The 25,030-nt window shown below is 75.0% G+C and carries 30 protein-coding genes; 15 read left to right on the top strand and 15 right to left on the bottom strand.

Going from position 1 to position 25,030, the window contains the following annotated elements:
- Positions 1-38: 38 nt before the first annotated feature.
- The gene (locus tag ACFYUY_RS23210) at positions 39-1,430 is read left to right on the top strand and encodes an FAD-dependent oxidoreductase (RefSeq protein WP_360219331.1); all 1,392 of its coding nucleotides are present in this window, start codon (positions 39-41) and stop codon (positions 1,428-1,430) included.
- 224 nt (positions 1,431-1,654) lie between these two features.
- Positions 1,655-1,984 (top strand): hypothetical protein, encoded by a 330-nt coding sequence (locus tag ACFYUY_RS23205; protein ID WP_360219334.1) that lies wholly within the window; start codon positions 1,655-1,657, stop codon positions 1,982-1,984.
- 63 nt (positions 1,985-2,047) lie between these two features.
- On the opposite strand, the gene ACFYUY_RS23200 is transcribed toward ACFYUY_RS23205, so the two are convergent.
- On the bottom strand, positions 2,048-2,749 hold the full coding sequence (locus ACFYUY_RS23200) for a DUF4328 domain-containing protein (protein WP_387903099.1): 702 nt from the start codon (positions 2,747-2,749) through the stop codon (positions 2,048-2,050).
- A 152-nt stretch (positions 2,750-2,901) separates the two neighbouring features.
- On the opposite strand from ACFYUY_RS23200, the gene ACFYUY_RS23195 reads away from it, so the two are divergent.
- The 3 genes from ACFYUY_RS23195 (at position 2,902) to ACFYUY_RS23185 (ending at position 4,617) form a co-directional block, all read left to right on the top strand.
- Positions 2,902-3,372, top strand: coding sequence for a hypothetical protein (locus ACFYUY_RS23195; protein ID WP_360219340.1), 471 nt, complete (start codon positions 2,902-2,904; stop codon positions 3,370-3,372).
- Positions 3,373-3,472: 100 nt separating this feature from the next.
- Positions 3,473-3,934 (top strand): MarR family transcriptional regulator, encoded by a 462-nt coding sequence (locus ACFYUY_RS23190; protein ID WP_360219343.1) that lies wholly within the window; start codon positions 3,473-3,475, stop codon positions 3,932-3,934.
- A gap of 128 nt (positions 3,935-4,062) precedes the next feature.
- Complete coding sequence (locus tag ACFYUY_RS23185) at positions 4,063-4,617, top strand: hypothetical protein (protein WP_360219346.1); 555 nt, start codon at positions 4,063-4,065, stop codon at positions 4,615-4,617.
- Between the two features lie 108 nt (positions 4,618-4,725).
- Here ACFYUY_RS23185 and ACFYUY_RS23180 read toward each other — a convergent pair whose 3' ends face one another.
- Positions 4,726-6,315 (bottom strand): alpha/beta fold hydrolase, encoded by a 1,590-nt coding sequence (locus tag ACFYUY_RS23180; RefSeq protein ID WP_360219349.1) that lies wholly within the window; start codon positions 6,313-6,315, stop codon positions 4,726-4,728.
- The gene (locus ACFYUY_RS23175; RefSeq protein WP_360219352.1) at positions 6,312-8,003 is read right to left on the bottom strand and encodes an alpha/beta fold hydrolase; all 1,692 of its coding nucleotides are present in this window, start codon (positions 8,001-8,003) and stop codon (positions 6,312-6,314) included. The genes ACFYUY_RS23180 and ACFYUY_RS23175 overlap by 4 nt, the downstream gene beginning before the upstream one ends.
- Positions 8,004-8,234: 231 nt before the next feature.
- Here ACFYUY_RS23175 and ACFYUY_RS23170 point away from each other — a divergent pair, with 231 nt between their 5' ends.
- Positions 8,235-8,867, top strand: coding sequence for an AAA family ATPase (locus ACFYUY_RS23170; protein ID WP_360219355.1), 633 nt, complete (start codon positions 8,235-8,237; stop codon positions 8,865-8,867).
- 133 nt (positions 8,868-9,000) lie between these two features.
- On the top strand, positions 9,001-9,471 hold the full coding sequence (locus tag ACFYUY_RS23165; RefSeq protein ID WP_360219358.1) for an SRPBCC family protein: 471 nt from the start codon (positions 9,001-9,003) through the stop codon (positions 9,469-9,471).
- Positions 9,472-9,494: 23 nt separating this feature from the next.
- Here the strand turns inward: ACFYUY_RS23165 and ACFYUY_RS23160 are convergent, their stop codons facing one another.
- Positions 9,495-10,280, bottom strand: a complete 786-nt coding sequence (locus tag ACFYUY_RS23160) for a class I SAM-dependent methyltransferase (RefSeq protein ID WP_387903092.1) — start codon at positions 10,278-10,280, stop codon at positions 9,495-9,497.
- 176 nt (positions 10,281-10,456) lie between these two features.
- Here ACFYUY_RS23160 and ACFYUY_RS23155 point away from each other — a divergent pair, with 176 nt between their 5' ends.
- Positions 10,457-10,663, top strand: coding sequence for an alpha/beta fold hydrolase (locus ACFYUY_RS23155; protein WP_387903090.1), 207 nt, complete (start codon positions 10,457-10,459; stop codon positions 10,661-10,663).
- Positions 10,664-10,927: 264 nt separating this feature from the next.
- Positions 10,928-11,656 (top strand): hypothetical protein, encoded by a 729-nt coding sequence (locus ACFYUY_RS23150; RefSeq protein ID WP_387903088.1) that lies wholly within the window; start codon positions 10,928-10,930, stop codon positions 11,654-11,656.
- Positions 11,657-11,703: 47 nt separating this feature from the next.
- Here the strand turns inward: ACFYUY_RS23150 and ACFYUY_RS23145 are convergent, their stop codons facing one another.
- Positions 11,704-12,525: a hypothetical protein gene (locus tag ACFYUY_RS23145; protein WP_387903085.1), complete on the bottom strand. Its 822-nt coding sequence runs from the start codon at positions 12,523-12,525 to the stop codon at positions 11,704-11,706.
- 284 nt (positions 12,526-12,809) lie between these two features.
- On the opposite strand from ACFYUY_RS23145, the gene ACFYUY_RS23140 reads away from it, so the two are divergent.
- The gene (locus ACFYUY_RS23140; RefSeq protein WP_360219377.1) at positions 12,810-14,150 is read left to right on the top strand and encodes a threonine/serine exporter family protein; all 1,341 of its coding nucleotides are present in this window, start codon (positions 12,810-12,812) and stop codon (positions 14,148-14,150) included.
- 89 nt (positions 14,151-14,239) lie between these two features.
- On the top strand, positions 14,240-15,022 hold the full coding sequence (locus tag ACFYUY_RS23135; RefSeq protein ID WP_360219380.1) for a glucosamine-6-phosphate deaminase: 783 nt from the start codon (positions 14,240-14,242) through the stop codon (positions 15,020-15,022).
- Positions 15,023-15,263: 241 nt separating this feature from the next.
- Here ACFYUY_RS23135 and ACFYUY_RS23130 read toward each other — a convergent pair whose 3' ends face one another.
- Positions 15,264-16,175 (bottom strand): serine/threonine dehydratase, encoded by a 912-nt coding sequence (locus ACFYUY_RS23130; RefSeq protein ID WP_387903082.1) that lies wholly within the window; start codon positions 16,173-16,175, stop codon positions 15,264-15,266.
- 81 nt (positions 16,176-16,256) lie between these two features.
- Between ACFYUY_RS23130 and ACFYUY_RS23125 the strand changes: the two genes are divergently transcribed.
- Positions 16,257-17,192, top strand: coding sequence for a LysR family transcriptional regulator (locus ACFYUY_RS23125; protein WP_387903080.1), 936 nt, complete (start codon positions 16,257-16,259; stop codon positions 17,190-17,192).
- 85 nt (positions 17,193-17,277) lie between these two features.
- On the opposite strand, the gene ACFYUY_RS23120 is transcribed toward ACFYUY_RS23125, so the two are convergent.
- Positions 17,278-17,478, bottom strand: coding sequence for a hypothetical protein (locus ACFYUY_RS23120; protein ID WP_387903077.1), 201 nt, complete (start codon positions 17,476-17,478; stop codon positions 17,278-17,280).
- A gap of 378 nt (positions 17,479-17,856) precedes the next feature.
- Here ACFYUY_RS23120 and ACFYUY_RS23115 point away from each other — a divergent pair, with 378 nt between their 5' ends.
- The gene (locus ACFYUY_RS23115) at positions 17,857-18,396 is read left to right on the top strand and encodes a dihydrofolate reductase family protein (protein ID WP_387903134.1); all 540 of its coding nucleotides are present in this window, start codon (positions 17,857-17,859) and stop codon (positions 18,394-18,396) included.
- 197 nt (positions 18,397-18,593) lie between these two features.
- On the opposite strand, the gene ACFYUY_RS23110 is transcribed toward ACFYUY_RS23115, so the two are convergent.
- The 7 genes from ACFYUY_RS23110 to ACFYUY_RS23080 all read right to left on the bottom strand — a co-directional run bounded on the left by ACFYUY_RS23110 (position 18,594) and on the right by ACFYUY_RS23080 (position 22,689).
- Positions 18,594-18,884 (bottom strand): helix-turn-helix domain-containing protein, encoded by a 291-nt coding sequence (locus tag ACFYUY_RS23110; RefSeq protein WP_360219392.1) that lies wholly within the window; start codon positions 18,882-18,884, stop codon positions 18,594-18,596.
- A gap of 49 nt (positions 18,885-18,933) precedes the next feature.
- The gene (locus ACFYUY_RS23105; protein ID WP_387903075.1) at positions 18,934-19,506 is read right to left on the bottom strand and encodes a type 1 glutamine amidotransferase domain-containing protein; all 573 of its coding nucleotides are present in this window, start codon (positions 19,504-19,506) and stop codon (positions 18,934-18,936) included.
- Positions 19,503-19,817, bottom strand: coding sequence for a DUF6296 family protein (locus ACFYUY_RS23100; RefSeq protein ID WP_360219398.1), 315 nt, complete (start codon positions 19,815-19,817; stop codon positions 19,503-19,505). The genes ACFYUY_RS23105 and ACFYUY_RS23100 overlap by 4 nt, the downstream gene beginning before the upstream one ends.
- A gap of 96 nt (positions 19,818-19,913) precedes the next feature.
- The gene (locus tag ACFYUY_RS23095) at positions 19,914-20,357 is read right to left on the bottom strand and encodes a hypothetical protein (RefSeq protein WP_360219401.1); all 444 of its coding nucleotides are present in this window, start codon (positions 20,355-20,357) and stop codon (positions 19,914-19,916) included.
- A gap of 171 nt (positions 20,358-20,528) precedes the next feature.
- Positions 20,529-20,987 (bottom strand): SRPBCC family protein, encoded by a 459-nt coding sequence (locus tag ACFYUY_RS23090; protein ID WP_360219404.1) that lies wholly within the window; start codon positions 20,985-20,987, stop codon positions 20,529-20,531.
- Positions 20,988-21,107: 120 nt separating this feature from the next.
- Positions 21,108-22,040 carry a DUF5133 domain-containing protein gene (locus ACFYUY_RS23085; RefSeq protein WP_387903071.1) on the bottom strand — a complete coding sequence of 311 codons (933 nt, stop codon included), beginning with the start codon at positions 22,038-22,040 and terminating at the stop codon, positions 21,108-21,110.
- 79 nt (positions 22,041-22,119) lie between these two features.
- Complete coding sequence (locus ACFYUY_RS23080) at positions 22,120-22,689, bottom strand: hypothetical protein (RefSeq protein WP_387903069.1); 570 nt, start codon at positions 22,687-22,689, stop codon at positions 22,120-22,122.
- Between the two features lie 199 nt (positions 22,690-22,888).
- Between ACFYUY_RS23080 and ACFYUY_RS23075 the strand changes: the two genes are divergently transcribed.
- Together ACFYUY_RS23075 and ACFYUY_RS23070 are read left to right on the top strand one after the other, a co-directional pair.
- Positions 22,889-23,440, top strand: coding sequence for a hemerythrin domain-containing protein (locus tag ACFYUY_RS23075; RefSeq protein WP_387903067.1), 552 nt, complete (start codon positions 22,889-22,891; stop codon positions 23,438-23,440).
- A 91-nt stretch (positions 23,441-23,531) separates the two neighbouring features.
- Positions 23,532-23,939 (top strand): SgcJ/EcaC family oxidoreductase, encoded by a 408-nt coding sequence (locus ACFYUY_RS23070; RefSeq protein WP_360223412.1) that lies wholly within the window; start codon positions 23,532-23,534, stop codon positions 23,937-23,939.
- A 103-nt stretch (positions 23,940-24,042) separates the two neighbouring features.
- Here the strand turns inward: ACFYUY_RS23070 and ACFYUY_RS23065 are convergent, their stop codons facing one another.
- Positions 24,043-24,981 (bottom strand): SigB/SigF/SigG family RNA polymerase sigma factor, encoded by a 939-nt coding sequence (locus tag ACFYUY_RS23065; RefSeq protein ID WP_360223415.1) that lies wholly within the window; start codon positions 24,979-24,981, stop codon positions 24,043-24,045.
- Positions 24,982-25,030: the final 49 nt, after the last annotated feature.

Here is a 25,030-nt window from a genome sequence, read left to right as displayed (position 1 = left end):
ATCGTTCCGCAACACGACGCGAGAGCTAAGGGGAGCCAGTGGCGCGGGTTGCAGTGATCGGTGGCGGTATCAGTGGGCTGGGAACGGCGCTCATGCTCGGCCGGCGGGGCCATCCGGTCACGCTCTTCGAACAGGACGCGCGCCAGGCCGGGGACGACCTCGACCGCGACTTCCACGACTGGAACCGGCCCCGAATACCGCAGGCCAACCAGCCCCACTCCTTCCTCGCCCCGGTGCGCACCGTCCTGCGCGCCGAGGCCCCCGACGTCCACGCGGACCTGCTGGCCCGCGGGGCCCGGGAGTACCACGACTTCGACTGGTTCGACGAGCACCCTCCGCACCGGCCCGGCGACGAGGAGCTGGTGACCCTGCGCACCCGCCGGATCGTGCTGGAGGCGGCCCTGGCCGCGGCCGTGCGGCGGGAACCCACCGTCGAGGTGCGGCGGGGCGTCCGGGTGACCGGCCTCGACTTCGCACTGGACGACCCGGACCGGCCGGACCTCCCGGACCGCGTCACCGGCGTGCGGGCCGGTGCGCACACCCACCCGACCGACCTCGTCGTCGACGCGGCCGGGCGCCGCTCGCCCGTCCCCGGCTGGCTGGTCTCGGCCGGCTGCCGACCGCCCGTGGTCGAGAGCCACCGCACCGGGATCACCTACCTGTGCCGCTGGTACCGCCTGCGCGCCGAAGGACCGCGCAACCCCGGGCGGGTGCAGAACGGCTCCACCGCGGCCTTCGCGCTCGCCGGTGTCTTCCCCTCCGACAACGACACCTTCGCGCTGAGCATGGTGCTCTCCACCGGTGACCCGACGCGCACCGCGCTCACCGACCCCGCGGTGTTCGAGGCGGTCGCCCGCACCTTCCCCGCGACCGCCGCCTGGCTCGACCTCGACCCGGAGCCGCAGTCCGCCGTCCTGCCGATGGCCGGCCTGGACAACCGCTGGACCTCGCTCGTCGACGAGGCCGGACCGGTCGTCACCGGCCTGGTCAACGCCGGGGACAGCCTCGTCCACACCAACCCCACCCTCGGCCACGGCGTCGCCCTGGGCCTGCAGGCCGCCCAGCAGCTCGCCTCCCACGCCGACCGGATCGCCGCCGACCCGGCCGACTACCACGCCTGGACGCGGCAGTCCCTCCGCCCGTGGTTCGACGCGCAGGTCAAGGCCGACCAAGCCGCCGAGCAGCGCCTCGCCGAGGGCACGACCCTCGCCGAACGGCGCGCCGCCGCGCTGTCCGCCTGCGCCTTCGAGGACCCGGTCGTGATGCGGGCCCGCGCCCAGGTGCGCCACCTGGTGCGGTCGGCCGCGGACGCCTACGGCAGCGACGAGGTGGAACGCCACGTCACCGCCTGGCTCGACGCCCGCCCGGAATTCTCCCCCCGGCACGACGGCCCCACCCGGGAGCAGTGGGACGCCCTCGTCCTCGCCTGAACCGCCGAACACCTGAACCGCCGGACGTCTGAACCACCGGACGCCGAACCGCCGACGGCACTCCGGGCCCCGCGTCCACGCGCGGCGCCGCGCCCCGGAGCGCCGTCGGCTGGACAGCCCAGCACCGTTGGCCGGCTCCCTCCCCGCGAGGTCACGATGACCACGGCGGCCCCTCACCGAGAAGGGGCCGACAGCCGACAGGGGTACCGCAGATGAGTTTGATCATGGGATTTGCCGACGTCACGAAGGACGTCAACGGCGTACCGGTGACCAGCGACCGGATCATGAAGGTGGCGACACCGGAGAAGTTCGACCCGAAGCACGTCGAGCTGGCCACGAGCGACCTCAGGGCCATCCTCACCTCGCTCGAGAAGTACCCGGAGAAACACCTGGACCTCCAGAACGCCCTGGTCCGGCAGGACGTGCCGGCCGTCCGCCGGCTGGTCGGCGAACTCGGCATCAGCGAGGAGAAGTTGTCGGCCGGCGGCGGCCACCTGTGGGGCGTGGTCGTGCTCATCGCGATCGGTTGCGCGGTGGCGCTCGCCCACGACTGAGCCGGCGCCCGGTGCGGGCCCGTTCCTTACGCGTGCCGTGGAACGGGCCCCGCGCCGGGTGGGTCAGCCCTCGACGGCGGAGATGTGCACGCCGTGGGGACCGACCGTGGACTCGGCGCAGCGCTGCTCCTGCATGCCCGTCAGCCTGAGCACCACCGCGGCGGCGAGGCCCGCGGCGACCAGCTCCAGCACGTCGGAGGCCATGATCCAGAGCAGTGACGTCCGGTAGCTGCCCCAGTCGGCCGCCCCGGAGTTGATCCGGGAGCCGATCCGCTCCAGCAGGTTCGAGATCCAGAAGGCGCCCCACCAGAGGTTGAGCAGCCCCTGCGGCGCCGGCGGGCGCACCCCCGACTCGTCCGGCCGGCCGCTGGCCTTCCAGATGTCACCGGCGATCTGACGGGGGATCCAGAGCGTCCCGACGGGGACGACCCAGCCGCCGACCGCCCAGCCCTGCGAGAACCGGTGCCCGAGCGGGTCGAACACCCCCGCGTTCGCCCGCACCCGCTGGAACCAGTTGACGAAGACGACCGCCGAGACCAGGAAGGCCACGAGGTGGATCGTGCCCGCCGTCTGCTGCAGCTGGTCCACGTCCGTGAAGTCGGCCTGCTCGGCCAGGACGACGCCGCTGGCGAGGCCTCCGGCCAGCGAGAACAGGCGGACGTCGGTGGCCAGCACGAACAGCGTCGCCGCGCCGACGACGGCGAGCAGGACGACGGCGGCGGTCGCGGCCGCCCGGGGCGAGCGGTACGCGGTGGGCGTGGGCATCGGTGAGGAGCTCCGGAACGGGTACTGGTGCCGGCGGCGGGCCGGCGTGACGGAGCGCCACGTTAGAGGTCGCACGCCCGTTCGCACCAGTCGAATTCCGCGAACCACCCCGTCTGCCCGGCTCCTCACCGGCGGTGGCTCGTTGATCCGGTGTGACGGATGAGACGGACCGGGGTCAGGCCCCGGTGGTGTGGGCGTTGGCGGTGCGCGAGGCGGCGGACGGGCTGCCGTTCGCCGAGGTGCTGGTGGAGGTCGGCCCCGCGTTGCACGGCGAACTGGTGGAGGCCGCGGTCGACAGCGGGTTCGTGATCGCCGCCGGGGAGCCTCCGGACACCACCGGGCTCGTCGAGGTCGGCGGCGGCCGGGTGGTGCGCCTGGTGCTGGTCGGCGGCCGGTCGGTGTGGGAGCCCGACGCCCGGGTCGAGGTGTCGCCCGGCTGGCTGACGGCGGCCCGCGGCCGGGGGGCCGCCCTGGTCGTCCTGGTGCCGCCGGGCACCTGGCCGCCCGGCCTGATCGAGCTGGAGCCCGAGGAGCGACTCGCCGTCTTCACCGAGCAGCTCGACCGCGAGCGCGCCGCCGGCCGGGTGCTGCACGGGATGGCGCCGGTCCGCTCGGCGTCCTGAGCCGGGCAGCGGGTCCGTCCGTCCGTGGAGGCCCGGCAGTCCCCTGATGTACCGTAAAGCCCGAATGATCCGGAGCCGGGGAGCCAGGGGTGCGAGCACTGTGACCGACGACAGCTCCGACCGGCAGGCCGCGTCCGAGGTCCACGACCGGCTCGGCCACGCCATCAAGCGGGCCGAGCAGGCGCTGATCGGCGAGAAGTCGCGGGTGCTGCGCACCGTCGACCTCACGGTGCCCCAGTACGTCACCCTGCTGCTGCTCCAGCAGTCCTCCGGGATGTCCGGGGCGCAGCTCGCCCGCGAGTGCATGGTCACGCCGCAGACCATGACGACGATCCTGACCAACCTGGAGGCCAAGGGCCTGATCACCCGCGAGGCCTCCAGCATCCACCAGAAGGTGCTGGTGGCCAGGCTCACCCGGTCCGGCCGCACCCTCACGCGGAAGGCGGACGCCCTCGCCCGCGGCGTGGAGCAGCGGCTCTCCGACGCCCTCGACGCCGGGGAGCGCGCCCAGCTGCGCACCCTCCTGGAGCGTTCGACGGCCGCGCTGCGCGGGACGGCCTGAGCGCGAACCCGGCCCGGAGCGCGACCTCTCCGTTCCCGTCCGGCCTCGGGTCCTCCACCGCCGCGTCGGCGGTGATCGGGTGCGGGCGTAGGCTCTCGGACTGATCACCGCCATCGCGAGAGGAAGACATGGGCCAGAAGATCATCCGGTTCTCGGACCTGACCGGCGAGCACGTGGACAACGACGGGGACCTGGTGCGCATCGTGGTGCGCCAGCACCCCGAGCTGGACGGCGGCCCGGTCGAGATCGAGGCGCTGAGCAGTGAGTTGACCGCGGTGGAGGACCTGGCGCTCGACCTGGTGACGATCGAGCTGCACTACCCGGATGCCGACGAGCCGGAGACGGTGGTGCTGGAGGCCGAGGCCTTCGACCGGCTGGCGTCCGCCGCCCCGATGGCCGAGGTGCTGCGCGGTGCCAAGCGGGTGGCGCAGGCCGTTCCGGTCCAGGCGGCGCCGGCCGGATCCAGGGAGCGGGTCAACTACGCCAGCCTGGAGCACGCCGGCCGGCCGCACAAGGGCCGTACCACGGAGGCCGAGAAGCAGCTGGTGCAGGGTCATCTGGACGCGATCAACGAGCGGCTGACGGCCGAGGGCGTCCGGCCGATCGACCTGGGCAACGCCGAGCACGTGGCCAGGTACGGTCTGGAGGCCCTGGCACAGGAGCGCGGGGCGACGCTCGGCTGACCGGAGGAGCGACGACCCCGGGCCCGGCGCAGCGACGGCTGCGCCGGGCCCGGTCGCGCCGGGGCCGCCTCCGAGTCGTCGGCCGGTGGGCCCCGCGGCCGCTCGGTCTCAGGGGGCGATCTCGAACTCGGGCGGCTGCAGACAGGCCAGGCACTCCGTGTCCGGCGCGGTCGGCGCGTCGAAGAACGAACGGGTGATCGCCTGCGCGCACGGCGAGTCGGCGAAGACCACGTGGGCGACGTAGGGGACGGTGACGGCCGTGGAGCGGCTCAGCGTGCGGGCGGCGTACGGCCCGCTGCTGGGTGCGGTCTGGGCGTCGAAGCCGCCGGACAGGACGAGGGTCGGGATGTCGCTGTGGGTCACGTCCCGGACCGAGGCGGGCGCGGCGGGGACGTCCCAGGCGCGGCAGTCCTCGTGCAGCCAGGGCAGCAGCGGTGCATTGGCCAGCACCGACTCGGGGAACGACGGGAACGCCCGCCGCCCCGCCTCGATCACGTCCTGCTCGGTCTCGAACGGTGTCCACTCGCTGCAGAAGACTCCGTAGGCGAGCCCGTGGGACATCCGCCCGACGGCCTGCGGGCTGAGCTTGCCGCCCGCCCACTGGGTGGCGATCCGCCCCGGGTCGCCGTGGGCCAGCTCGTCGATGGAGCGGGGCACGCCGGCGGCCAGGTGGCTGGCGAAGGTCAGCCAGTTCACCAGGACGCCGCCGTCCAGGGTGACCTCCACCGGGTCCGGGTGGTCCGGGAGCGTGACGGTCGTGGTGACCGGCCGGGCTTCGAGCTCGCGGACCAGGCGCTCGAAGGTGGCCTTCAGCTCCGGGTAACGGTCGTTGCAGGCGGGCTGGTCGGCGCAGGCCCGGAAGATGCCGTCGAAGCCCTCCCGGGCGGCCTTCCAGGTCACGGCTCCCCCGGCCAGCGAGGGCGGCAGGACGCCGTCGATGCCGACCGACCGGAGGCCTTCCGGGTGCAGGCGCTGGTAGAGCAGGGCCAGGTCGGTGCCGTAGGAGATGCCGAAGAGGTTCCACTGCCGGATGCCCAGTGCGAGGCGCAGGTCCGCGTAGTCCTGGGCGCTCTCGGTGCTGTTGTAGGCGCTCAGGTCGGCCCCGAGGCCCACCAGCCGGTCACGGCAGGCGCGCGTCGCGTCGACGTGCAGGCGCCCGGTGGACGGCGCGCCGTAGACGAGGCCGAGCGAGTCCGCGGCGAACCGGTCGACGTTCGGGCAGGTGAGCGCGGGGTCGGCCGAGTAGGTCCCCCGCTGGGACATGAAGATGACGTCCCGGTCCTGGTTCAGTCCGCCGCCGAGCGCCAGCTGGATCTCGGAGTTCGCGTCGTCCCCGGGCCCGCCGGCGAGCCAGACGATCGGGTCGGGGGCCCGTTTCCGCGCGGCCGGCACGATGGCGACGGCGAGGGTGATGGTCCGCCCGTTGTGCCGGGCGCGGTTCTCGGGCACGGTGAGCGTTCCGCAGCGGGCCCCGTCGAGGGCCGGGGTCGGGTCCGCCGTCCGCGGGCAGGGGCCGGGCTCGAAGTGGGCCCGGCCCGCCGTCCGGGCGAGCGTACCGAGCGGTGCGTCGGCGCCGTCCGCGGCCCGGGCGGGCAGCGCGGCGAGGCCCGCGAGGAGCGCGCCGGCGGTGGCCCCGGCCAGCGTGACCCGGATCCGTCGCCGGTCGCGTCGGCGGTGGGGCGGGGGAATCGGCGTCATGCGGTGTCCGTCTCTGGGGTGATGGTGAACGGTGGCGGTGCGAGTCCGGCGACGCACCCGGTGTCCGGTGCGGTCGGAGCCACGAGGAAGGACGCGAGGACGCTCTGCGCGCAGGGCGACTGGGGGACGACGAAGTGGCCGGTCCCGGGGATCAGCACGGTGGTCGAACGGGGCAGCGTCCGGGCCGTGAACGGGCCCCAGCTCGCCCCGGTCTTCGCGTCGAAGCTGCCGGAGACGATCAGGGTCGGCACGTCGCTGCGGGTGGCGACCCGCTGGACCCCGGTGCGGTCCGGGACGTTCCACACGCGGCAGACGTCGTGTTCGAAGGGGAGTTGCGGGGCCTGCGCCAGGACGGTGTCCGGCCAGTCGGGGAAGGCCCGGCGGCCCGCCCGGAGCAGGTCGGCCTCCGAGTGGCCCGGGACCCATTCGGCGCAGGCCACCGACTGCGTCAGGCCGTGGGCGAACTCGCCGATGACGGGCGTCGCTCCGGCGGCCTGGGCGCGGGCGAAGCGCTCCGGGTTCCCGTGGGCGAGTTCGTCGAGCGCCGCGGGGACGTCGACGGCCTTGACCGCGTTGGCGACCAGCAGGTTCACCAGCGCGCCGCCGTCCAGGACGACCTGCACCGGCTCGCCTCCCGCCGGCGGTTGCGCCGTCACCCTCAGCGGGTGCTCCTCCAGCCGCCGGACCTGCCGTGTGAGCGTGTCCGGGAGGTCGGGGTAGCGGCTCCCGCAGCGGGGCTGTGCCGCGCACGCCGCGAGGATCGCGCCGATCCCCTCCCGGGCGCTGTCCCAGGTCCACGGCAGGCTCACCACCTGCGGGGGCACGACGGAGTCGATCGCCACCGAGCGGATCCCCCGGGGGTGCAGCCGCAGGTAGGTGAGGGCCAGTTCGGTGCCGTAGGAGTACCCGTAGACGTTCCACCGCTCGACGCCCAGGGCCGTGCGCAGCGCGGCGAAGTCGGCGGCGTTCTCGGTGGTGTTGTAGGCGCTCAGGTCCACGCCGTCGGCCGTCAGCCGGTCCCGGCACTCGCGGGCCGCCCGGACCAGGAGGCGCCCGGTCGAGGGGGCGTCGTAGCGCAGCCCCACCGCTGTCGCGTTGAACCGGTCGATCTCCGGGCAGGCCAGGTTCGGCTGTGCGTGCAGCGTGCCCCGCTGGGCCATCACGATCAGCTCGCGGTCCCGGTTCACCCCGGAGCCGATCAGGAAGGGGATGCTGCCGAACGCGTCGCCGCCGGGGCCTCCCTCCATGAACACCACCGGGTCCGCGGCCGGCGTCGCCGAGACGGCCGGGACGATCGCGACGGCCAGCCGGAGCGTGCGCCCGCCGCCCCGCTCGCCGGGACCACCCCGCTCGCCGTGCTGGTGCCGCTCGCGGCTCTCGGGGACCTCCAGGAACCCGCACCGCCCGGGGACCGGCTCGGGCGTCTCGGGGCAGGGGCCCGGTACGAACCGCGCCCGGCCCCCCGTCGCCGGGGACGCCCGGTCGGCGGGCGCGGCGGCGGTGCTCGGCGTCGGGCCGACCGCGACGGCGAGGGCCAGCACGCCGGCGAGGAGCGCCGCCGCGGCGGGCGCGCCCCGGCGACGTCCGCGCGCGGACCGCTGCCCCGGCCACCGCCGTCCGGCCCGGCCGGTCCCGCCGGTTCCGCGCACGGGCGGCGGGTGGTCCGCCGTGATGCCCTGTTCCGTCATGCGATCCCGTCTCTCTGACGCCCCGGCCGCCCGATCGGGGCGGCGCCGGGTGGCTGCGCCCGCCGCCGGGTGGTTCCGGGCGGGCCCTGGCCAGCGTCGGACGCCGGGCGGCCGCCCACCACTCGTGGCCTCCACTCGGAGCAGACCGGCTCCCCCGGCGGCCGCGGCCGCCGGGGGCCCGGGAGGGCCCGGCGCCGGTGCCGCCGGGGCGGGCCGGGTAGGGTCCCGGGCATGCTCCTGTGGATCAACGGGCCCTTCGGCGGAGGCAAGACCCAGACCGCGCACGAGATCCGGCGGCGGCTCCCCGGCAGCGTCGTCTGCGACCCCGAACACGTCGGGTTCGGGCTGCACCGGATGATGCCGCCGGCGCTGCGCGGGGACTTCCAGGACCTCCCGGCCTGGCGGCAGGGTGTCTTCGAGGTCCTGGACCGCGCCCTCACCGGGCACGACGGTGTGGTGATCGTGCCGATGACGGTGGTGGAGCCGTCGTACTTCCGCGAGATCGTCGGCCGGCTGCGGGAGCGGCACCACGACGTCCGGCACTTCGCGTTGCTGGCCGGGCGGGACACCGTCCTGCGACGGCTGCGCGAACGCGGCTTCGGGCAGGCCGTGCGGTTCGTCGCCGGGAAGGACGCTCCGCTGCGCCGGGAGAGCTTCGCCGTGTCGAAGCTCGACCTCTGCCTGGAACGCCTGCGCGAGCCGGAGTTCGCCGAACACCTCTGGACCGACCGCCTCACGATCCGCCAGGTCGCCGATCACGTCGCCGCGTCCTGCGGGCTGGAACTCGCCCCGAACACCGACGGCGCGCTCCGGGGGCGCCTCCGCCGGGCCTGGACGGGCGTGCAGCACATCCGCTTCGACTGAGCCGCGGCCGACGGGCCGGCGCTTCCCGGCCGCCCCCGCTCCGGCGGGCCCGTCAGGACGCTGTGATCCGGCGCACGTTGACGCGGCGGGCCCGCGCGCGGTGCGATGCCGGGAACATCCTCAGGAGGTTCGCATGAGCAGTGCCGGCCGTGAGTCCGTCTCCGTGCGGGCGGAGATCGCCGCCGCGCCGGACGCCGTCTGGGCCGCCGTCGCCGATGTGACGCGCATGGGCGAGTGGAGTCCCGAGTGCACCGGCGCCTCCTGGCGCGGCAGCCCGGCCGCTCCGGTGCCGGGTGCGCGGTTCCGGGGCCACAACCGCAAGGGGGGCATCCGCTGGAACACCGTCTGCCGGGTCGTCGAGGCCGAGCCGGGGCACGCCTTCGCCTGGGACGTCAGCTTCGGGCCGATCCCGGTCGCCCGCTGGGGCTTCCGCCTCACCGGGGGCGACGGGGTGACGGTGGTGGAGCAGTTCTGGCAGGACCGCCGGGACCGGATCAGCGCCTGGACGACGGAGACCGTGCTGCGCACCGGCCACCGCGCGGAGTGGAACCGCCGGACCATGACGGAGACGCTGGCCGCGTTGAAGCGCTCGCTGGAGGCCTAGCGCCGGTCCAGCGGGCGTCCCCGTCAGCTGCCCGGCAGGCCGTGGGCGGGGCGGCGGCGGCGGGCGAGGTGGACGGTGATGTCGGCGGCGATGTCCACCGTGCCGGGCAGCGCGGCCGTGATCGCGGCGTACGCCTGCTCCCGCACCGCCGGCGGCAGCTGGAGGTAGGCCGAGACGGTCGACAGGTGGCCGACGTAGTCCGCGGCGCTCATCGTCAGGCGCCGGGCGACGACGACCTGTCGGACGTCGTGGAAGAGCGGGGAGCGGCGCAGTTCGGTGCCCGGCCACTGCAGCTCCGCCCCCGGGGCGGTGCCGTCGGGGGCGGGCACCTCGTCGTCCGCGAGGAACGGTGCCCGTGCCGCGCGCACGGCCGCCTCGACGGCCGGGTCGGCGAGCTGGACGGGGCCGCCGAAGCAGGCGAACACGCCCTCCGGCTCCAGCAGCGCGGCCACCCGTGGCCACCGGCCCTCCGGCCGCGTCCAGTGCAGGGCCGCCGCCGCGTAGACCAGCCCGTGGGCCCCGTCCGGCCGCAGGTCCTCGAAGGCGGCCCGTACGGTCGTGACGTTCCCGGGTACGGCCCTGGCCAGTTCGGCGAGCATGGCGGCGTCGGGGTCGGTGGCCGTGACCGCGACCCCCCGACCGGCGAACAGGCGGGTCGCCTTGCCCGTGCCGGCGCCGATCTCCAGGGCCGTCCGCAACGGCCGGCCCGCGTACGCCGCCACCAGGTCGAAGAGCTCGTCGGGGTATCCCGGCCGGAACCGTTCGTAGGCTTCCGCGACGGCGCCGAAGCTCAGGGCACGAGCAGACATGCCGAGCATCCTGGCACGACCGGGGCGGGGAGCGCTCGCGGTTTTCCGGCGGCCCGGTCCTGCGGTGCCCCGGTCCCCACCGGTCCCGACCGGTCCCCCGGCCGGTGCCGGTCACCCGGTGCCGGTCACCCGGTGTCGGCGGAGCGGGCCGGCGCACCGGGGAAGAGCCGGCCGAGGTGGTAGTGCAGGACGGCCGCGGCATCCTGCGCCGGCCGCGCCGGGCGCTGGATCGGGGCACGGCGCGGATCCCCGGGGTCCGGGCCGAGATCGTGCCGCGGGCCGGGCACGGGCTCACCCTGGAACGCCCCGACCTGGTGAACGAGCGCCTGCTCTCGTTCATCGACTCCTGCCGGGCGCCGGAGACGGCGGCCGGCCAGGCCTGACGAGGAGCGGACGGGAACCGGGCCACCCGGCCCGCCGGCGCGGGCCCTGCGCGGGGAATCCGCATAGGCTGGGCGAGGGCCCCGGGCCCGCGGAGCACGGGCGGGCCGGCCGCGGCCCACGGAGGTGCGGAAGTGGTGCCGGAACAGCGAACGCCGCCAGGGCGCGGCCCCCGAAGCGTGGCGGCGACGACCGTTCGGTGGCTCCCCCGGCCGCCCCGTGCGCGGGCCGCGCACGGGCCCCGGGGCTGACGGGGCACGGCGGCCGTGCACACCGCGGAAGTGCGGATCGAGGTGAACCTCACCGTGCCGAACCACGGCATCGGGCTCTGGATGCTCGGCGCGTTCGTGGCGACCTTCGTCGGCACCCGGGTGATCACCCGGCTGATCCGGGCCGGTCGCGGGCCCTTCCGCGACGTCCAGGTCGGCGGCACCCACGTGCACCACCAGGTGTACGGGATCCTCGCGATGCTGGTGGCCGGTGCGATCGAGTTCGCCTACCGCCCGGACAGCCCGGGGGTGCAGGTCCTCGCGGTGCTGTTCGGCGCGGGCGCCGCGCTCGCGCTGGACGAGTACGCGCTCTGGCTGCACCTGGAGGACGTGTACTGGAGCCGCGAGGGCAGGAAGTCGGTCGACGCCGCCTTCCTGGCGGTGGCCGTCGGGCTGCTGCTGGTCGCCGGGTTCAACCCGTTCTCCGACGCCGGCTCCGGCACCGCGGCCCATCTGACCTTCGCCCTGGTGCTGCTGGTCAACGCGCTGATGAGCGCCATCGCGATCCTCAAGGGCAAGACGGCGACGGGCGTGATCGGACTGCTGGTCTCCCCCGTCGCCATGGTCGCCTGCCTGCGGCTGGCCAAGCCCGCCTCGCCGTGGGCCCGCTGGCGCTACCCGGAGGGCTCGCGCCGGGCCGAACGCGCCCTTCGCCGCTTCCCGCCGGGGCGCCGCACCCGGATCGACGCCCTCAAGGACTTCGTCGGCGGCGTGCCCCGGAGCTGACGCCCGCCCCGGGGGCTCGTGGGCTCGCGGGCGTGCGGGCCCCTGCCTCAGCCGAGGAAGCGGTGCAGGGAGTCCGCCATGGCCCGGACGAGCCGGTCCGTGGTCGCGTCGTCGACGCGGTCCAGGGACAGGTAGGGGTTGAGGTCCTCCAGCTCCACCAGGAGCAGCCCGCCGTCCGGGGCCCGGCAGGCGTCCACCCGCTGGATCCCGTGGTCGAGGGTGTTCCACGCGACGAAGCGCCGCGCGAAGGCCAGGTCGGCCTCGCTCGGCCGGTAGGACTCCAGCACCCAGCGCCGGTGCGGATCGGGTGCGTACAGCGCGTACTGGAAGGCGTCGTCGACGAAGTAGAACGAGACCTCGTAGCGGAAGTCGATCCGGGGCTGGACCAGGACGTCCGTCCAGTCGATCCCGGCGAGCTCCGCGCGCGGGTGGAAGGCGAGGCCGATGCTGTCCGCGCCGGCCTTGGGCTTGACCGCGTAGGCGGCGCTGTCGGGCAGCCGGTCCAGGTCCCCGGGCCGGTCGACGGTCGGGATGACGGGGTGGCCGGCCTCGGTGAGGTCCAGCAGGTACTGCTTCCCCGCCATGTCCGCGCGCCCGGTCAGCGGGTTGTAGACCCGGACGCCGTCCGCGAGGGCCTGCTCGCGGAAGCGCGCGTACTCGTCCCGGTAGTGCAGCACCGGCCCGCTGTTGCGGACCACCACGGCGTCGAAGCCCGTCATCAGGGCGCGGGCGTCCAGCGGGTGGCACAGCGCGAGGTCGAACTCGGACCGGAGCCGGGAGGTCAGCAGGATGTCCTCGTCGCAGTAGCGCCGGCCGCGGGCCTGGTAGGCCAGGTCGGTCACGTACAGGAGGCTGGGCCGGTCGGGCACGGGAGTTCTCCCCTCGCTGGCTGGTACGGGGGCGAATGTACCGGCCCGCCCGGACGCCGCCGCACCCGGGCCTCCGTCCTGGTCGCCGTGGTCGCCCTGATCGCGCTGGTCGCCGTGGGTCCCCGGCCCGGCGGCCCGGGCGCCCTGACGGCCGTGTCCGGCGGGCGGGGGCACCCGGGCCGGGGCAGGGTGGGACGGATCACGGATCGCACCCCCTGAGCGCCCGCGCGGCGCCGCGCGGCGACCGCCGCCACCGCCCTGGCACGACCCGCGGAGGTACCCGGATGGACCGTCCGACCGGCACCCACCAGGAGCTGGCCGGTTTCCTGACCCGGCTGACGGAGGTCCTGCTCGGCGTCAGCGGGGAGGGCGCCGAGCAGGTCGAGCGGACGGTGCGCCGGGCCGCCCGCGACTGCGGGGGCAGCGCCGCCCTGCTGGTGGTGCCGGACGGCGCCACCGTCACGGTGACCTCGCACGGGCGGACCACGACGGCGGGGGTGCGGGCGTTCCCCGAGGTGTTCCGCCTCGACCGGGTGGTCGCCCTCGGCCCCCTGCTGGCCGAGGTCTCGGCCGGGCGGATCGGCGCGGCCGAGGCGGACCGGCGGCTCGCCGCGATCGCCGACGCCCCGCAGCCCTACCCGTGGTGGCTGCGGATGCTGGGCATCGTGCTGTTCTCCGTCGGCTTCGCCCCGCTGATGCAGGCCACCTGGTACGAGGTGTGGACGACGGCGGTGCTCGCCACGGTCAGCGCCGGGCTGGCCGTGGGGGCCGAGCGCGTGCCACGGCTGGCCGTCCTGCTGCCGCCGGTCGCGGCGGTGGCGGTCTCGGTGATCGCCCTGGAGGCCTTCGCCGACACCCCCGCCCACGGCGGGCCGGTCCTGCTGATGCTGCCTGCGCTGTTCTACTTCGTCCCCGGCGACTACCTGAGTGCCGCGGCCGCGGAGCTGGCCGCCGGGTACCTGACCACCGGCGCGATCCGGCTGGTCTACGCGGTGTTCCTGCTGCTGCAGCTGTACGTCGGGGTGCTGCTGGGGCTCGTCTTCACGGGGACGCCGCGGCACTCGCTGTTCGACGTCGCGGCCCACGGCGACCTGCCGCGGTGGATGCTGTTCCTGAGCTGGGTGGTCTTCACCGTCGGCACGGTGCTCTCCTTCGCGGTGCCCTGGCGGCTGCTGCCGGCGCTGCTGGTGCTGGTCTACCTGACCGTCGGCGTGCAGACCGTCGGCACCTGGCTGTTCGGCGAGTTCGGCGGGACCTTCGTCGCGGCCGTGGCGCTCGGGGCCGCCGCCGGCCTGCTCAGTCGCCGGCCGGGCATGCCGCCCCGGCTCGTCCTGGCGCTGCCGGGGTTCTTCACCCTCACCGTCGGCTCGCTGGGGCTGCGCGGGCTGACGGACCTGGCGGGCGGGCACCCGATCGAGGGCTTCCGGGACATCACGAAGCTGGTCACCATCCTGACCGTGATCGCCGTGGGTCTGCTGGCGGGCGCCGTCATCGCCGAGCTCCCGTCCGGCCGGTCGTCCGCGCCGCCCGCCGGCCCGTCCCCCGCCCCCTCCGCGGGCACGCCGGCGGCCGCGCCCGCACCGCCGGCCGCTGAACCGCCCGACCACCGGTCCGGCCCCTGGTGACCGGCCCCGGGACCCGGCTGGACCTGGGGCCCCCGTTCACGACAGAATGGTCTAGACCTCCTTGTCGTTTTCAGAAACGGTGGACCCGTATGGAAATCGTGATCGTCCCTGACGCCACTGCGGCCGGCGAACTCATCGCCACGGCGATCACCGATCTGCTGTCGCGCAAACCCGACGCCCTGCTCGGCGTGGCGACCGGATCCACCCCGCTGCCGATCTACCAGGCCCTCGCCGCACGCGTCGGCGACGGCCGGCTGGACGCCTCCCGCGCCCGCGTCTGCCAGCTCGACGAGTACGTCGGCCTGCCCGCCGGCCACCCCGAGTCCTACCGCTCGGTCGTGCTGCGCGAGGTCGTCGAACCGCTGGGCCTGACCGAGGCCTCCTTCCTCGGCCCGGACGGCAACGCCGAGGACATCGCCACCGCCGCCACCGCCTACGACCGGGCCCTCGCCCAGGCCGGCGGCGTCGACCTCCAGCTGCTCGGCATCGGCACCGACGGCCACATCGGCTTCAACGAGCCCTGCTCCTCGCTGGCCTCCCGCACCCGGATCAAGACCCTCACCCGGCAGACCCGCGAGGACAACGCCCGCTTCTTCGACAGCATCGACGACGTGCCGCACCACGTCATCACCCAGGGCATCGGCACCATCCTGGAGGCCCGCCACCTCGTCCTGCTCGCCACCGGCGAGGCCAAGGCCGAGGCCGTCGCGCTGGCCGTCGAGGGCCCCCTCGCCGCGGCCGTCCCCGCCTCGGCCCTCCAGCTGCACCCGCACGCCACCGTCGTGGTCGACGAGGCCGCCGCCTCCGGCCTCAAGCTGGCCGGCTACTTCCGCGACACCTACGCCGCCAAGCCGGCCTGGCAGGGGCTGTAGGGCCGGTCCCTCCACGGCCCGCGCCGCGGGCGACCGCGGCCGTCGTGCCACGCCACGCCACGCCACGCCACGCCGCCGGGACCGACCCGTCCCGGCGGCGTTCGCGTTCCCGGCGAGCTTTCGTGTTCCCGGCGGCGTCCGCGTTCCCGGCGAGCTTTCGTGTTCCCGGCCGCCCGCACGCTCCCCGGCACCCGCCGGGCCCGGGGACGGCCGCGGCGTCACCCGGCGGGCGCCGGGAGCGTCACCCGGCCGTCCACTCCGCGTTGGCCCCGCACAGCACCACGCACGGCCGGCGCCCCGGCACGAGCCCCGCCAGCCAGGCCGCGAAGCCCGCCGCCCCGGCCGGCTCGACCGCGATCCGGCACTCCTCCCACAGCCGGTCCCGCGCCGCCACCAGCTGATCGTCCCCGACCAGCACGGACCGCACCCCCGCCCCGGACAGCACCCCGAAGGCCAGGTCGCCCACCCGGGTGGCACCCAGCGCCGAGGCCGCCACCGACTCCACCGACGAGTCCACCGGCCCGCCCGCCGCGAGCGCGTCATGGAGGCACCGGCAGCCCTCGGGCTCCACCGCCACCACCGTCCGACCACCGGCGCCCAGCACCGTCCCGGCCGCGAGGCCGCCCCCGCCCGCGGCGACCACGATCGCGTCGACCTCGGGGGCCTGCGCCACCACCTCGGCGGCCAGCGTCCCCTGCCCGGCGATCACGATCGGGTCCTCGTAGGCGTGCAGGAAGCGGTGCCCGGCCCGGTCCGCCGCCTCCCGGGCCGCCACCGCGGCCTCCGCGAACCTGGCGCCGTGCCGCACCAGGCGCGCACCCGCCGCCTCGATCCGCGAGGTCTTCGCGACGGGCGCGGACTCCGGCACGTACACGGTGGCGGGCACGCCCAGCAGCCGCGACGCCTCGGCCACCGCAAGACCGTGGTTGCCGCCCGAGGCCGCCACCACCGGGCCCGCCGCCCCGGCCTCCAGCACCGCGTTGACGGCGCCGCGGAACTTGAAGGAGCCGCTGCGCTGCAGGTGCTCCAGCTTCAGCAGGACCCGCCGGCCGTCCAGCTCCAGGTCGAGCAGCGGGGTCCGGCGGGCGTAGGGGCCGATCCGCTCGGCGGCACGGGCGACGGCGGCGGGAGAGAGCGTCTGCGTCGGGTTCATGCCCTCATGATCGGCGGCGCCGAGCCATCAGCACCAGCGAGGATTCCTTGCCGGCCGTTAGCCGCGCTTACGGTGGGCGGCATGGAACGGGAACTGGACGTCCAACGGCTGCGCATCCTCGTCGAGGTGGCGCACTCCGGCTCGATCGCCGAGGCCGCCCGCCGGCTCGCCTTCACCCCATCGGCGCTGTCCCAGCAGATCGCCAAACTGGAGAAGGACCTCGACGTCCGGCTCCTGGAACGCCGCGCCACCGGCGTCGTCCTCACCCCGGTCGGCGCCCTCGTCCTGGCCCAGGCCGAACGGGTCGTCGGCGAGCTGCGCCGGGCGCGCGCCGAGATCGGCGCCGTCATCGCCGAGCAACCGCTGCGGCTGGCCCTGGGAGCGTTCGCCACCGCCGGTCAGGTCCTCGTCCCCTCCGCCCTCGCCGCACTGCGCGACCGGCACCCCCGGGCCGAACTCTCCCTCGTCGACATCGAACCGCCCGGCGGCTACGGGCTGGTGACGTCCGGTGACCTCGACGCACTGATCACCCACCGCTACCATCCCGGCGTGCCCGCGGCGCCGCACCCGGGCCTCGAGCGGCACAAGCTGCTCGACGACCCGCTGCGCCTGGTCGTCCCGGCCGGTCACCCGCTCGCCGACCGGCCGGCGCACCGGCCCGTCGGCCTGCGCGAGCTCGCCGGTGAGTCCTGGATCTCCGGCGCCCCGGGGATCCCCAACCGGGTCTGCCTGGAGGGCCTGTCCCGGCAGGCCGAGGTCGGGGTGCGCGTCGCGTACGAGTCCGCGGACTACCACGCCATCCTCGCGCTGATCACCGCGGGGCTCGGCGTCGCCCTCGTCCCGGCCAGTGTCCTGACCAGGACGGACCGGTCCCGGCTCGCCCTGCACCGGCTGGCCGGCTGCGCGCCGGCCCGCGAGATCTCGATCGTCCACCAGCGCCGCCCGACGACCCTCGTCCGCGAGCTGATCGCCTTCCTGCACACGGCCGCCCGGCAGACCGCGGCCGAGGGCGGGTAGCGCGTGCCCGGTGGGACCCGGCGCCCTGGCAGGATCCGCCGGACCGGCCCGAGGCCCGCGGCCTGACGCCGTGTCCGGCCCGGGGTCAGGCGCCCGCCGCGTCGCGCGGACCCGCCCCCCGGTGCTCCTCCCGGCCCCGCTCCGGACCGCTCGCCGTCCGGCGGCTCGCCGCCCCCACGGCCCACTGCCCGTCAGCGGTCATCACGACCTCGGCGAGCGTCCACGGGCGCCCCGCGCTGCGGAGCTTGCGCTCCAGCCCGGCCAAGTCCCGGCTTCTGGCAGCCACCTTCATCGTCGTCCCCCGTCGAGTCGTTCACAGTTCTGCAGCGCACACCCTACGTCCACCACCCGCACCACCACCGCCCCGATTCCCGCCAAACGCCGCCCGCCACCCGGGCACCACCCACCTGCGGGGCAGCGGCGCAAGACTAACCGCCGCCACCGACAAGGGAGTTCCGCACGGCGCAGGGCGCCTCCGTCACAGCCTGGGAGCGCACGCCGGGGGCGCAGCCGCACAACGCCCGCCCCGCACGCACGACCCGCGGCACGGCGTTCGCGGCCCGGCGGCGGGCCCGGCCGTACGATCACCCGGGCGGGAGAGGTGCGTCACACCCCCGTCCGTCACCCCGGCACCCAGGAGGCCCAAGCCGTGCTGATCTACTCGATGGGCGTCTCGGTGGACGGCTTCATCGCCGACCGCGAGGGCGCGTTCGCCTGGACGGTCCCGAGCGACGAGCAGTTCCGCTTCCACCTCGGGCAGGTCCGCGAGCTCGGCGGGTTCCTCTGCGGCCGCAAGCTCTACGAGACCATGCTGCCCTGGGAGACGGATCCATCGATGCGCGGCGACGAGCTCCACGCCGCGTTCGCCGACGCCTGGTCCGCCGTCCCCAAGGTCGTCTTCAGCCGCACCCTGGACACCGTCCGGGGCAACGCCCGGCTCGCCCGGGCCCCGCTGACCGAGGAGGCCGCCGCGGCACAGGGCGCGACCGACCTCGACCTCGCGGTCGGCGGTGCGGGCCTGGCCGCCGCGGCGGTCGAACTCGGCCTCGTCGACGAACTGCGGATCCTCCGCCATCCGGTCGTCGTCGGCGGCGGCACCCCCTTCCTGCCGCCCGTCACCGAGCAGATCCGGCTGGAGCTGGTCGAGACCGGCGTCTTCGCCTCCCGCGTGGTCTACGAGCGCTACCGCCGCGCCCGGGACTGAGCCGTCCGGACCTCCCTGGTGACGTCCCGTCGACCCCCTTCGCCCGAGGGGGATTCCACGCAAAGGGGACGGCGGGGATCGCTGCGTGTCGAGGCCGCGATGCGCAGCCGTACGCGGCGCGGGCCGAGCCGGACACCCGCGGTGACCGCACGGTCGGCCGTCCTGCAGCACTCACCCCGGCGCAGCAGGACCGCCGGTCAGCGCAGCAGGACGGCCAGCAGCTCCGCGATGGTCGGGCCCGCATCGGCCGGGTGCCGCAGCTGCTTGCCCGCGATCACCTCGTAGTGGTTGGCGCGGCCGCGACGCTCGTGCGTGAGGTAGCCGGCCTCTTCGAGGTCGACGATGATCCGCTGCACCGCCCGCTCGGTGAGCAGGCAGCGGGTGGCGATGTCGCGCACCCGGATGCCCGGGTCCCGGGCGATCTGCACCAGCACGCGGGCGTGGTTGGTGAGGAAGGTCCACCCCGAGACCGGGTGCTGGTCGCTCATCGCTTCAGGATATGGCTGGATCCGCACGCCGCTCAGCCCCCTGAGCTGATCAGCGCAGGCCGGCGGCCTCGGAGCGCTCACGCAGCGCGGCGTCGACGCCCCGCAGGAAGTGTTCGAGGTCGTCGGGGTTGCGGGAAGTGACCAGCCGCCAGCCGTTCGCGTCGTCCTGGACCAGGGGCTCGTCGGCCCAGGTCGCACCGGCGTTGGCGAGGTCGGTGCGCAGCGACGGGAAGGACGTGAGGCGCTTGCCGTACGCGACTCCGGCCTCGGCCAGCAACCACGGTCCGTGGCAGATGGCGGCGACGGGCCGGCCGGCGGTGGTGAAGGCGAGCACGGTGTCGACGGCGGACTGGCGGAGCCTGAGGGCGTCCGCGTTGAGGGTGCCGCCGGGGATGAGCAGCAGGTCGTAGCCGGTGGGGTCGACCTCGTCGAGGGTGTGGGTCGGGTCGACGGTCTCTCCGGGTTCCTTGTCGCGGACGAGGGTTCGGATGGGGTCCCGCTCGGGGGCGGCGATGTCGACCTGCACTCCCTGTTCGCGCAGGTGGCGTACGGGGACGAGGAGTTCGTCCTGTTCGACGCCTTCGTTCATGACGATGGCCAGGGCCTTGGCGTGATGGGTCATCTCTCCTCCTGCGTCGGCTGGGATCGGTGCAGGGTCGGGGCAGCCGGGCTGCCTGTCGGGTCGGGGCGCGAACGCCCCCGGGTGGTCGGACCGGCCGGGTCAGACCAGGGTTCGATGCGGAGCGGGCGCCCCAGGAAGAGGGTGCTGGTGACGGTGCGCACGTCGCCGTGGCCGTCGACCTCGGCCCGGACGACGCCGGAGTCGTCCACGTACACCTCGGTGCCCTGACTGCCCGTCGCCCCGGTGGCGGTGAGCAGGATCTCCTGGTGCGGGTCGGTGGCGATGAGACGGTAGTGCCTGGCGTTCCTCATGGCTCGTCGTCCTTCCCGTCGTGACTCGTCGTTCTCACGGCTCCGTCGTTCGGCGGTCCGTCGTGACCGTCGTTCTCGCGGTGACGGCCCACCGGATCACGGCTCGCCGTCGTCCTCTTCGGGCGCCCCCTGTTCGCCGTAGGTCTCCCGCCACTCCCGGGCGCGGGCGTTGTGCCATTCCACGCCCTGCGACGCCTCCTGCACGGAGAGACCACTGAGCCGGGCGACCAGGCTGAGCGGTACGGGCTCGTCGTAGTCGGCGATCGCCCGGCAGACCTTCCCCGCCCACTGCTCCGCGGGGACGAACGGGCGGACCCGGTAGTGCTCGATCAGGGTGGCTAGGTGCTCCACGGAGCAGGCCAGCAGGACCCGTTTGCCGTCCAGGGCCGGGTCGGTGGCGTGCAGCGCCGAGGAGTCCGGCACCAGCGCGCCGAGCAGGTCGGAGTTGGCGACGGCCTGTCCGCAGTGGTCGCACAGGTCGAGCCCGTCCGCGTCGTCGCCGGTGGTCCAGTCGTCCGCCGGGGGTCCGGTGTCCTCCATGTCGGGCGCCTACCCCGGGGGGCCGAAGACATTCCGGCCGGGGTGGCGGACCGGGCCCGACCGGGAGGCAGGCGACCGGTCACCGCAGCACGGGCGGCGGCGGGCGGAAGCCCGGGCGGCTCCGGCCCCACGGGGAGGGACCGGAGCCGCCCGGACGGCGGAAGGGCGGGTTCAGCTCGGGCTGATCCGCCCCCGCCAGCCGCCCTCGGCCCGGCCGCGCTCCTCCATGAAGTCCTTGAACCGCACCAGGTCCCCCTTCACCCTGCGGTCGACCATGCCCATGGCGTCGCCAGCCCTCTCGACCATCCCGGTGGGCTGGAAGTCGATGGCCATGTTGACGCGGGTGTGCGAGTCGTCGAGCCGCTGGAAGGTCACGACGCCCTTCTGCCGGACGTCGCCGTCCATGGTGCGCCAGGCGATCCGCTCGTCGGGCAGCTGGTCGACGATCTCGGTGTCGAACTCCCGGGTGACGCCGCCGATGCTGGTCCGCCAGTGGTTGTGGCGCTCGTCCAACTGGGTCACCGACTCGACGCCCTCCATGAACCGCGGGAACTCCTCGAACTGGGTCCACTGGTTGTACGCGGCGTGCAGGGGGACGCCGACGTCGACGGATTCCTTCACCATGCTCATCTGAAGCCTCCTCGCGTCGTGCAACCGGGCGCTTCCCGGCCGATCGCGCGTCTGCCCGGTCGCCGCCCGCGTAACCATCGCGCCGGGCCCGGCCGCACGGAAGCCGTTCCCCCGGACCGGTCACGGACCGGGCCCGTCCGCGCCCGCGGGGAGCAGCCGGCCGTCCGCGGCGAGGCGGCGGACCACGGTGTCGAGGTCCGTTCCCAGCCGCTGGGCCGCCCGGGCGAGCAGGGTCAGTGCGGTGTGCGCCGAGACCCCGAAGCGCTCCATGGTGATGCCGAGGGCCAGACCGGTGGCGTGCCGCCGGTCGAGCAGGTCGGCGACCGTGCGGGTCAGGGCGGAGCGGTCCAGCGCGGCCGACGCCTGCAGGGCGAGGACGGTGACCAGGGCCGCCGCCGGTGTGCCGGGCTGTACCGGAGTGCGCAGGTACGCGCTGAAGGCGGTGCACCCGTGCGGCAGGGTGCGCAGGTGCTCCGTCGCCACGGCGCGCACGCCGCAACGCCTGGCCCGGTCGGCGAACCGGCCGGGGCGGCCCGGGTCGAGGTGGACCACGACCTGCCCCTCCCCCTGGCCGCGGATCCTTGCGAGCGGCCCGGTGCCCGCCTCGCCCTGGATCCGCTCGAGGGCCAGCAGCTGTGGGGAGCTCGCCGCGAGGGTCTCGACGGAACCGTCGTCGGACCAGGTGCTCACGGCGGCGCCGACGCAGTCCGGGAGGACCACTCTGGTCAGCTGGACGACGTCGTGCAGGCTCGGCCGGTGCCGTCCGCGCTCGCGGCCGGCGAGCTCCTCCAGTTCGGCCAGCAACGGACCGGTCGCCCGGTCGGCGACCGCCACGACCGGCTGCACCGCGGCCGCCGCCGCGGCGCGGAGGGCCGGGTCCAGCAGGGTCCGGGCCCGGGCGACCGCGCGGGCCGGGTCGGTCTCACCGGTGTAGATGCCGATCGTGTAGCAGACGTCGCGCAGCCGCTGCCGGGCCTCGGCGGACGGCAGCGCGGACAGGGCGTCGTACTCCGCGACCAGCCGGGCGAGCGCGGCGACATCCACCATGGCCATGAGGACCTCCGACGTGTTCGGACAGTATGCAGCCGCTCACGCCGGGGAGCCACGCCCCCGGCCGTGGGCCGCGGCCGGGTCAGTGGCCGAACAGGTGCCGTCTGCGGGCCTCCTTGCGCGGCGCGACGGGAATGCCTTCGGCTCGGCCGCCCTGCTCGTCGGCCGGGCTCCCCGGGACGGTCAGCGATTCGTCCTGCTCCGCACCGGCCCGGTCCGCACCGGCCCGGTCCTCGCCGTCGCGCGCCTCGCCGACCCGCTCCTCGCCGATCCGGTCCTCGCCGTCGCGCGCCTCGCCGACCCGCTCCTCGCCGATCCGGTCCTCGCCGACCCGCTCCTCGCCGTCGTGCGCCTCACCGACCCGCGACCGTCGGGCCGGAGGCTGCGGATCGGCCTCGCGGTGGACGGTGCCGCCCGCAGCCACCGGCGCCGGGCGCCGGACCCGCCGACCCGCCCCCATCAGAGCCAGGCCGAGGCAGAAGAGCAGCGCGAGGGCGACGCCGGACAGGAAGATCGCCAGGCTGTTCAGCGTCACCAGGTCGTGGCCGAGGACCGTCACCTGGTATTCGGGGCCTCCGGAGAGGTTGTCCGCGATCAGCAGCCCGATGAAGGCGCCGGACGCCGCGAACAGCAGAAATCCCAGCAGAAACATGGAGTTCCCCTTCCGTCCCGGTACCGGACGTCCCGCTACCACCGCGCGCCTACCCGACGGCCCGGATTTCTAGCGCCGCCCCCGGTCCCTGCATATCTCGCCCGAACACGGAAAGACGCCGGGTCCGAGGTGCCCGCGCCCGAGCGGGCACGCGTCCGAGCGTCGACCGGCACACTCGTCGGGAACAGGAGCAGAGGTCATGGGACACGGCGGCAACGTGGTCAACGAGCTGATGACGGACCACCGCGAGGTGGAGGAGATGTTCGCCCGGATCCAGGCGCTTCCGGTGGGCGACGAACGGCGCCGCGAGGTCGCCGACCAGGTCACCATCGAGCTGGTCCGGCATTCGGTGGCGGAGGAGCAGTACCTGTACCCGGCGGTGCGCGAGCACGTCCCCGGCGGGGACGCGATCGCGGACCGCGAGGTGGCCGACCACGAGCGGGTGGAGAAGCTCCTCAAGGAGCTGGAGGGCGTGGACTGCGGCGACGTGCGCTTCGACGTGGTGGTCGACCGCCTCGTCGCCGAGGTGACGGCCCACATCCAGGACGAGGAGCGCAACCTCTTCCCCGCCCTGGCGGACGCCTGCCCGCCCGGGGCGCTCGACGAACTCGGGGACCAGGTGCGCCGGGCGAAGAAGCTCGCCCCCACCCGGCCCCACCCGAACGCCCCGGACAACAAGCTGCTGGCCGCCGGCACCGGCCTGGTGGACCGCGCCCGCGACCTCGTCACCGGCCGCGGCAAGTCCTCCTGAGCGACCCCGGCCCCGCCGGTCACCGGTCGGGCCGCGACTCCGGCCCGCCCCGCCGTTGCGGGGCGGGCCGGAGTGGCGGAGCATCCTGACCATGGCCACTGACGAGGAGCAGGTCCGGGCACTGGTGGAGCGCTGGGCGGCGGCCGTGCACGCGGGCGACCTGGACGGCGTCGTGGCCGACCACGCGGCGGACGTGGTGATGTTCGACGTGCCCCCGCCGTACGAGGGGGTGCGCGGCATCGACGCCTACCGGGACAGCTGGCCGCCGTTCTTCGAGTGGCAGGCCCGGGGCGCCGTCTTCGAGATCGAGTCGCTGCAGGTCACCGCCGGGTCGGAGGTGGCGTTCGCGTTCGCCCTGCTGCGCTGCGGGACGCCGCAGGACCTCGCGGACCGCCCCGCGCAGCGCCTGCGGCTGACCGTCGGCCTGCGCAAGGACGCGGGGCGCTGGGTGGTCACCCACGAGCACCACTCGTTCCCGGACCCGGGAGACGCGGACTGACCGCGCCGGGCGGCGGGCCGACCGTGCGGGCCGGCGGGCGAACGCCCGGCGGATCAAGCCGCCGGGCGTTCACCCGCTCGGGCCCCCGTCGGCCCCGTGGGGCTCACTCCTCCGCCTCCGGCGGGTCGTCCGTCCAGCCGTCGGCGTCCTGGTCCTCCAGCTGTTCGCGCAGCCCCGCCAGGGTCGCCGAGAGCAGCCGGGAGACGTGCATCTGGGAGACGCCGATCCGCTCGGCGATCTGGGACTGCGTCCAGCCGTCCCAGAACCGCAGTTTGAGCACGGTCTGCTCGCGCTCCGGCAGGTGTTCGAGGAGCGGGCGCACGGCGGTGCGGAAGTCGGCGAGCTCGATGCCCGGGTCGCAGGCGCCCAGGCGGTCGAGCAGAGCGCTCCCGCTCTCGTCGGTGTCCTGGTCGCGCAGTGCGTCCAGCGAGTTGGGCCGGTACACCCGACCGGCCACCAGACCCTCGGTGGCCTCCTCGACCGTGAGGTGCAGGTCCTCGGCGATCTCCTCCGGTCGCGGCAGCCTACCGAGCTCCTGCTCCAGCCGGTCCGAGCCGCGGGACACGGTGAGGTACAGCTCCTGCATGCTGCGGGGCACCCGCACCGGCCAGGAGGTGTCCCGGAAGAACCGTTTGATCTCGCCCGCGATGGTGGGGATGGCGTAGGTGACGAACTCGACGCCACGCTGCGGGTCGTACCCGTCGACGGCCTTGATCAGGCCGATCGTCCCGACCTGGAGGATGTCGTCCATGTCCTCGGGGCGGTGCCGGAACCGGGCCGCGATGAAGCGGACCAGCGGCATGTTGAGCTCGATGATCGTGCCGCGGACATAGCTGTACGCGTGCGTCTCACGGGCGAGACCGGCCAGGCGCTCGAACAGCGCGTCGCTGAGCTCGCGCGCCTCGGACTTGCCCATCACCCGCAGCTCGGCCTCGGTGGGCTTCGGCGGAAGGTCGGCGGGCAGGCCGGAGGACTCGACGGGGTCGACGGGCCCGGCGGGATCCCGGCCGGTGGGACTGGCGGTATCGAGGGGAGTGATCACTTGAATCTCCTGGGCATCGGGGTCAACGCCCGGACGACGCCGGCGAGCT

The sequence above is a fragment of the Kitasatospora sp. NPDC004745 genome (assembly GCF_042873275.1).
GTDB lineage: Bacteria > Actinomycetota > Actinomycetes > Streptomycetales > Streptomycetaceae > Kitasatospora.
Note: the sequence above shows the minus strand (reverse complement) of the source record. Positions and strands in the feature narration are given on the sequence as shown.

Excerpts from the sequence above, each read along its gene's own strand:
- ACFYUY_RS23205 (WP_360219334.1), top strand. The coding sequence starts at position 1,655 with ATGGGATTTGCCGACGTCACGAAGGACGTCAACGGCGTACCGGTGACC.
- ACFYUY_RS23200 (WP_387903099.1), bottom strand. The coding sequence starts at position 2,749 with ATGCCCACGCCCACCGCGTACCGCTCGCCCCGGGCGGCCGCGACCGCC.
- ACFYUY_RS23185 (WP_360219346.1), top strand. The coding sequence starts at position 4,063 with ATGGGCCAGAAGATCATCCGGTTCTCGGACCTGACCGGCGAGCACGTG.
- ACFYUY_RS23180 (WP_360219349.1), bottom strand. The coding sequence starts at position 6,315 with ATGACGCCGATTCCCCCGCCCCACCGCCGACGCGACCGGCGACGGATC.
- ACFYUY_RS23175 (WP_360219352.1), bottom strand. The coding sequence starts at position 8,003 with ATGACGGAACAGGGCATCACGGCGGACCACCCGCCGCCCGTGCGCGGA.
- ACFYUY_RS23170 (WP_360219355.1), top strand. The coding sequence starts at position 8,235 with ATGCTCCTGTGGATCAACGGGCCCTTCGGCGGAGGCAAGACCCAGACC.
- ACFYUY_RS23165 (WP_360219358.1), top strand. The coding sequence starts at position 9,001 with ATGAGCAGTGCCGGCCGTGAGTCCGTCTCCGTGCGGGCGGAGATCGCC.
- ACFYUY_RS23160 (WP_387903092.1), bottom strand. The coding sequence starts at position 10,280 with ATGTCTGCTCGTGCCCTGAGCTTCGGCGCCGTCGCGGAAGCCTACGAA.
- ACFYUY_RS23140 (WP_360219377.1), top strand. The coding sequence starts at position 12,810 with ATGGACCGTCCGACCGGCACCCACCAGGAGCTGGCCGGTTTCCTGACC.
- ACFYUY_RS23135 (WP_360219380.1), top strand. The coding sequence starts at position 14,240 with ATGGAAATCGTGATCGTCCCTGACGCCACTGCGGCCGGCGAACTCATC.
- ACFYUY_RS23130 (WP_387903082.1), bottom strand. The coding sequence starts at position 16,175 with ATGAACCCGACGCAGACGCTCTCTCCCGCCGCCGTCGCCCGTGCCGCC.
- ACFYUY_RS23125 (WP_387903080.1), top strand. The coding sequence starts at position 16,257 with ATGGAACGGGAACTGGACGTCCAACGGCTGCGCATCCTCGTCGAGGTG.
- ACFYUY_RS23115 (WP_387903134.1), top strand. The coding sequence starts at position 17,857 with ATGGGCGTCTCGGTGGACGGCTTCATCGCCGACCGCGAGGGCGCGTTC.
- ACFYUY_RS23110 (WP_360219392.1), bottom strand. The coding sequence starts at position 18,884 with ATGAGCGACCAGCACCCGGTCTCGGGGTGGACCTTCCTCACCAACCAC.
- ACFYUY_RS23105 (WP_387903075.1), bottom strand. The coding sequence starts at position 19,506 with ATGACCCATCACGCCAAGGCCCTGGCCATCGTCATGAACGAAGGCGTC.
- ACFYUY_RS23100 (WP_360219398.1), bottom strand. The coding sequence starts at position 19,817 with ATGAGGAACGCCAGGCACTACCGTCTCATCGCCACCGACCCGCACCAG.
- ACFYUY_RS23095 (WP_360219401.1), bottom strand. The coding sequence starts at position 20,357 with ATGGAGGACACCGGACCCCCGGCGGACGACTGGACCACCGGCGACGAC.
- ACFYUY_RS23090 (WP_360219404.1), bottom strand. The coding sequence starts at position 20,987 with ATGAGCATGGTGAAGGAATCCGTCGACGTCGGCGTCCCCCTGCACGCC.
- ACFYUY_RS23085 (WP_387903071.1), bottom strand. The coding sequence starts at position 22,040 with ATGGCCATGGTGGATGTCGCCGCGCTCGCCCGGCTGGTCGCGGAGTAC.
- ACFYUY_RS23080 (WP_387903069.1), bottom strand. The coding sequence starts at position 22,689 with ATGTTTCTGCTGGGATTTCTGCTGTTCGCGGCGTCCGGCGCCTTCATC.
- ACFYUY_RS23075 (WP_387903067.1), top strand. The coding sequence starts at position 22,889 with ATGGGACACGGCGGCAACGTGGTCAACGAGCTGATGACGGACCACCGC.
- ACFYUY_RS23070 (WP_360223412.1), top strand. The coding sequence starts at position 23,532 with ATGGCCACTGACGAGGAGCAGGTCCGGGCACTGGTGGAGCGCTGGGCG.